Here is a 5,689-nt window from a genome sequence, read left to right on the forward strand (position 1 = left end):
GCGCTGTAGTCGCTGGCTTGAGGGACAGAGTTGGTTGCACCGTTGTCATCGGCGTAGTTGGCTATTTTTGTGATGGCCGCATCAAAGGCGGAGATGCCACCACCACCACCACCACCACCACCACCACCACCACCACCACCACCACCACCACCACCACTGGCGTTACCAATCAACTTTTGCATGTCTGTCAAGGTGCTTGGGCTACCTTCACTGATGGCTTTTTGAATGGCCTTGAGGTTGTCTGCGGTGACACTTGTGACGTCTGCGCCCAGCAGGGCCAGCTGGTCTTTGGAGGCTGTGCCACCCATCACCGCTTGCACCGCAGCGGCCAGCGCCTCGATCTTGCCGCCCGCGTCCACCTCGGTGGTGCTGGCTTGGTCGAGCACGTCATCGAACAGGCTTCTCTTGGCTGCGCTGTCGATCACGCTGGACAGGCCCAAGGCGCTGATCTGCGCGGCATCCAGTGCGGTGTCCTTGTCGCCGGTATTGTCTGCGCCCGCGGAGATTTCCACGTAGGCAGAGATCATGGCTTGCAGCTGGGCAGCGGTGCTGTGGCTGATGCCGCTGATGCCGGCCGTGTTGAGCAAGCTGTTGATGGCGGCCAGGTTGGAGCTGTCCACGCCAGTGATGCCCAGCGCAGACCACACCGCGAGGTCTGATGTGTCGGCTTTGGCTGAGTTATTCGTTGCCGCTGTTTTGAGGGCCACCAAGGCAGCATCGAAGGCTGCGATGGCCTTGCCCATCACCGCTTGCAGGTCCGCCACGCTGGTGGGGTCGCTTGCGGCTGTCGCGTTTTGAATGGCCTTGAGGTTGTCTGTGGTGACGCTGGTGACGTCTGCGCCCAGCAAGGCCAGTTGCTCTTTGGAGGCGGTGCCGCCCATCACCGCTTGCACCGATTGACTCAGGGCCCGCAGCTCGGCCAACGAGTCCACAGCGGCCAAGGCGTTGCCAGCCACGGCCATTTTGAACAAGGCCTCACCCCCGCTCGTCAAGTCAAGGCTCAGTACGTTGGGGTTGCCATTGCTGCCCAGCGCCTGAGCCACTTGGGTCACTGAAACCCCAGCCTTGGCTGCGCCAGCGATCAAGATGGCAACGCCGGTATCGCTCAAGTGGCCCGTTGCCGTGCTCACTTGGTCCACCAAACTGTTGATGGCGGCCTGGGTGTCACCACCTTTGGCGCGGTCAAGGCCCGACAGAGCGGCCAAGACCTTGCCGTACAGGTTGGCCTCTGGGTTGAGCGCGCCATCGCTTGTGACCGTGGCCACGATGCTGGTGCGCAAAATATCTGTCAGGCCAAAGGCTTTGGAGACGGCTGCATTGCTGCTGTCAACGGCCGTGGTGGTGATGGGTGTTGCGGCGTTGACCGACCCATCGGCTTGCACGCCCGCCTTTTGCGCAGCCAGCGTCGTGAGCGCCGTGATGTTGAGGAGCAGAGGCTGTCCAGTGACCGCCACGCCCACGGCCATGAGCGTGGCATTGAGGTCTTTGGCCTGGCCCGTGGCCTCGTCCCGGTAGTCGTTTTCAGGGCCAGCGTCCAGCAATACGGCGATGATCGCCCCTTTGTAGTCACCCACATCGGCCGCAAACCGGCTTGTGCCTGCATCAACGGTGGCGCTGGCCAGCAGTGTTTTGCCATCGGCAGCGAAGATTTGGACGCTCAGGTTGTGGCCACTGACCACCGGCCCCGCCATGACCTGCCCCGAGACCAGGGTCACGGGCTTGGTGGGCGTGGGAGCTGGTTCGCTGGCGCCCCCAGAACCTGCAGCCAAAGCACCCACGGTGACAGCGCCCAAGGCCGGCGCAACGGAGCCCAGCGAGAAGAGACTCACCGCCAAAGGCGCGCCATCAGATGTCCCAGCCCGATCTTTGTCGGCACCCTGGTCATTGTCATTGGCGTCGCCCGACAAAGTCTTCGCAGCCCCTGAATCTTGGCCATTGGCACTGGCCAGTTGCGCTTCATAGGGGACCCAACTCGCTTGCGTGAATTGCACATCCGGCGTCACGTAATAGCCTGTGAGCTCCAGCAGGGTGCGGCCTTCTTCATCCTCGATCATCAAATGGTCGCCTACACGCTTGGTCTTCAAGGCCGACAAGGGCTTGGTGATGGCAACGGCCTCTTTGCCCGGTTCAGCCATGACTTGAACGGACAGCGTGTGGCCCGCTGGAACCTTGAATTTGACCGGTTGCCCATTGACCTGAACCGGGGTTTGATTCAGAACTTTTTGGTTCACTTGGCCGGTTGCAGATGTCAATGTCAGGATAATTTTTTGCATGATTTACCTTTTGAGAGAGGACACATTCGGTGTGGATTGCGGGGTCGGGACTGGTTTGTCCCTAAAACAGCGCTGGGGGGCTGATTTATTCAAACCATTCATTTCGGCCCATGGATCGAAGTGAAGACAGTCCTTGCCTTGTGGATGCGCTCGAGTCGCTGCGGGGGAGAAAGAGGGCTCGATGGGCGCATGGGCGCGCCGGTTACAACTAGGGAATTCATTAATGCCCACTCCAGTGGTTAAAAAGTGAGAAAAATTGTATCAGATGAATATACAAGTATCTAATTTAAGAAATGCATTTCAAGGCCAAATCGGTGTGCTGGAGGTACACCGACTGAAGTCCGCATGAAGTCGGCGCAGCCAAATGCCTTCCACGGCTGCACCCAGAATAGAAATGAGCTTTGCGGTGGTTTTTGGCGAAGGCCCTGGTCTTTTTGGGCGGTCATGCGCAGCAGCCAGCGAATGACAGCAAAACGCTTCGCGCATCGACCGATGCAGCGCATCACCCTCTGATCCCTAGAAGTGACAGCGCTCCATTCGGTGGCACGGCCACTGGTGCTCGAAACACCCCTGGCCAGCCGGTCTGGTCAATGCGCACCACACCGTTGGCTTGTCATTCATTTTGGGCGCGCAGACGGCCTAGGCCTCAAGGAATGCGCAAAACCGTCGCAAGCGCTTGCTCTATGGCGTTGCCACCCGTGGTGTTGATTTTTGCGATTCGGATGCTCCGTTGGCCATTGAAGTTTTGGAAATCCACACGCAAGAAGGTGCGCTCATCGGCTGAGCCACTCAAAAACACGGGCACCAGCTGCCCCGTGGTCGTCTTCAAGTTCGAGAACTTGCCAGGCGAGCTGTGTAAATGCCCGGCAAATATGGCAGCCACTTTATGCGCACTCAAAATGCTGGCCAATGAACAGTCTGCTGCGGGGGGTTTGTGCATGTTCACAATGATCGTTTGACCCCGTTGTGTCGAACGTGCAAGGTCTTTTTCTAACCAGTCAACCGACTTCGAAATGCCCAGTTTCGGTATTTCTTAATCCGGTTCGTTGTGCAGTTGCACAAAGTGATATGGCCCCTTGTTCCACGAATAAGCCAAGCTACCCGCGTCGTAGCTTTCCAGCGTCTCGCTGGGCATGTTTTTGACGTAGCCAAGAAACACCGAGCCGCGAATCAAGTTGATGGCGTTTTTTTGCGCAACGGTTGTTGTCGGTTGAAAATGAATTGCCATTGTTGAGATTGTTCTCGTAATCATGATTCCCCAAACCCAAATAAACAGGTGTTTTCAATGCGACGGGATAGGCCCATGGAAAGCCAGCGTGGTAGATAGCCCGAAACTCGGAATGTTGATCTGGATGGAAATAGGCCGTCAAATCACCATTGATCACGGTGAATGCAAACTTGCTCGCCGTTTGATTGCTTTCGTCCGACAACTTATTGATCGACCGCGCCATCTCCAAGTTGTATTTGCGACTGTTTCTCCAGAGCAGATTGGGGTCAATTTTTCCTGTGCCACCATTTGCTTGCGCCTCAGGCAATTTGTCATCCCAGGGCAGTTGTGGGTCTGACATCACGGCGATGGTGAATACATCATCCCCTGGCTGCAGCGTCATGCTGCGAACAAAACTATCTGTGCTACCCGTGTTTCGGTGCCTGGTGAAACTACGCACGTAAGTGCTTTTTAACCGCAATGTTTTTGTGCATGCCAACCCATCGTCCTCGTAACCCGCAGGGCAACTGGGACGGGTGCATGTGGGCCCAACACCTATATAGCCACTTTTACACGATGGATAGCAAACTCCCAACTGATGGTCTTGGCCCGCTGGGCAAGTCTTGGGAACCCCTAAGCCCGATACAACGGTCCAACATCCAAACAAAGAACAAACCCTTTTTGATCAAAACATAACACCTCACCGTTGATTTGACCATCTGAGCAGCTCGCCTTTCCCGAAACCGTTCGGAGATACGATTTGAGCTTCACATCGCCACAAGCCGCCCCCAAATCCTTTGAGCCTGATGGGCAACGCGCTTCGACACACAAGTTTGCAGCACCGATGTAGTCCTGCTTGCATTGCTGATAACAAGCAGGACTTTTGTCGCTCAACACCCCTGGGTCTTGGTGCGATGCAGGGCACAAAGACTCATCGAACGGTGATGCAGCCATGCCATGCGGGCTTGCCATCAGCATGAGTAATGCAACAAAGACGTAAACCCATTGCTTCTATTGAGAAATTGTTTTCCTATAAGTCTTTACGTCGTTTGTTAAAGCACTGTCTGCACACGAGCGTTTTGGTCAATCAACAGATGTGCCGATGCATTGCTCCACAACTCATAGCTGTGGTTGTCCACCGTCACCAACTGGTGGGTGTCCACCCAGCCGGTGCTGTCCAGTTGCACCACATCGTTGGCATCGGCTTGCACCACCACCAACTTCTGCACTGCGGCCAGCATGTCAGCCAATCGAAGCTCTGTCACATCGGCTGTGTGGTTGCCCGACGCGTCGATCTTTGACAGCCCCGTGGCTTGGCTCACAAACTCGGCCAGCGACTGGCTGCTGAGCCACACGTCGGCCATGTCGTGTACCTGGCCTTTCACGTCCGTCCAGCCCGACACCAAGCCCAGCGTGTTGCCGTTGTCGATGTGGTTTCCTTGCATGGCATTCAGGTCGAGCGAGGCCATGCCCAAGATTGCCAAGCTGTGCAACTCACCCACGTCGGTTTGGCCGTCCACATTGGCGTCCACCCAGACTTGCAGGTCTTTGAACACCGAGTCTTGGGCATCGATCACGCCGTCGCCGTTGCCGTCGTGCTGACGCAGCGCCACATAGCCGTCGACCGCTTTGCCGTTGGCCGTGTCGGTGCCCGAACCAAACAGCTCCGAGCCGTTGTTGATGCGACCGTCGCGGTTCAGGTCCAAAACCAGCAGACCGTCTTGGCCATCGGTCCAGCCGGTGAGCGCAGGCTGGCCGGTGTGGTTCACATCAAACAGCACGCCATGCGAGACACCGCTGGTGCGCACACCATCGCCATTGAGGTCGAGCACCAAAGGGGTGGCATTGAGGGTCACCGACACACCGTTTTGCACAAACACCTGGGTGCGGGTGCTCTCGCTGGTGTAGACGTTGTAGGTGGTGCCTTCTGCGGTGACCGTGCCCGAGGACACAAAGCTGTTGTCTTTGAGTCCAACCGCATCGCCCGCATCACCCGTCACCACCAACTGGCGGTAGGCCATGGCGGCAGCCAAGGTGTAGGTGCCGCTGGCCCAGTTTTGCCCATCGGCCGATGCGCCATCACGGATCAGGTTCATGCCTGCCATGTCTTGCACATCGCGGGCCGAGAGTGTGAGCGTGTTGCTTGCGCTGTCGCTGGCCAGATCGATCGCTTCGATGCTGCTGATGCGCGAGAAGCCCCCCGGTGCGC

General features: G+C 57.3%; 3 protein-coding genes and 1 pseudogene. All 4 read right to left on the reverse strand.

Features of this window, described 5'->3' with window-relative positions:
- Nucleotides 1-2,273, reverse strand: a 2,273-nt coding sequence (locus B472_RS17280) for a hypothetical protein (protein ID WP_019425537.1), incomplete at its 3' end; no start/stop codon positions are given.
- A 646-nt stretch (nucleotides 2,274-2,919) separates the two neighbouring features.
- Entirely contained in the window at nucleotides 2,920-3,213 is a 294-nt protein-coding gene (locus tag B472_RS16580; RefSeq protein ID WP_019425538.1) for a hypothetical protein, read from the reverse strand.
- Between the two features lie 157 nt (nucleotides 3,214-3,370).
- Nucleotides 3,371-3,883 carry a metallophosphoesterase gene (locus tag B472_RS16585; RefSeq protein ID WP_026039246.1) on the reverse strand — a complete coding sequence of 171 codons (513 nt, stop codon included), beginning with the start codon at nucleotides 3,881-3,883 and terminating at the stop codon, nucleotides 3,371-3,373.
- Between the two features lie 649 nt (nucleotides 3,884-4,532).
- Nucleotides 4,533-5,689 (reverse strand): annotated as a pseudogene (locus tag B472_RS17115) (hypothetical protein); the annotation flags it as partial.

Source organism: Limnohabitans sp. Rim28 (assembly GCF_000293865.2).
Classification (GTDB): domain Bacteria; phylum Pseudomonadota; class Gammaproteobacteria; order Burkholderiales; family Burkholderiaceae_C; genus Limnohabitans_A.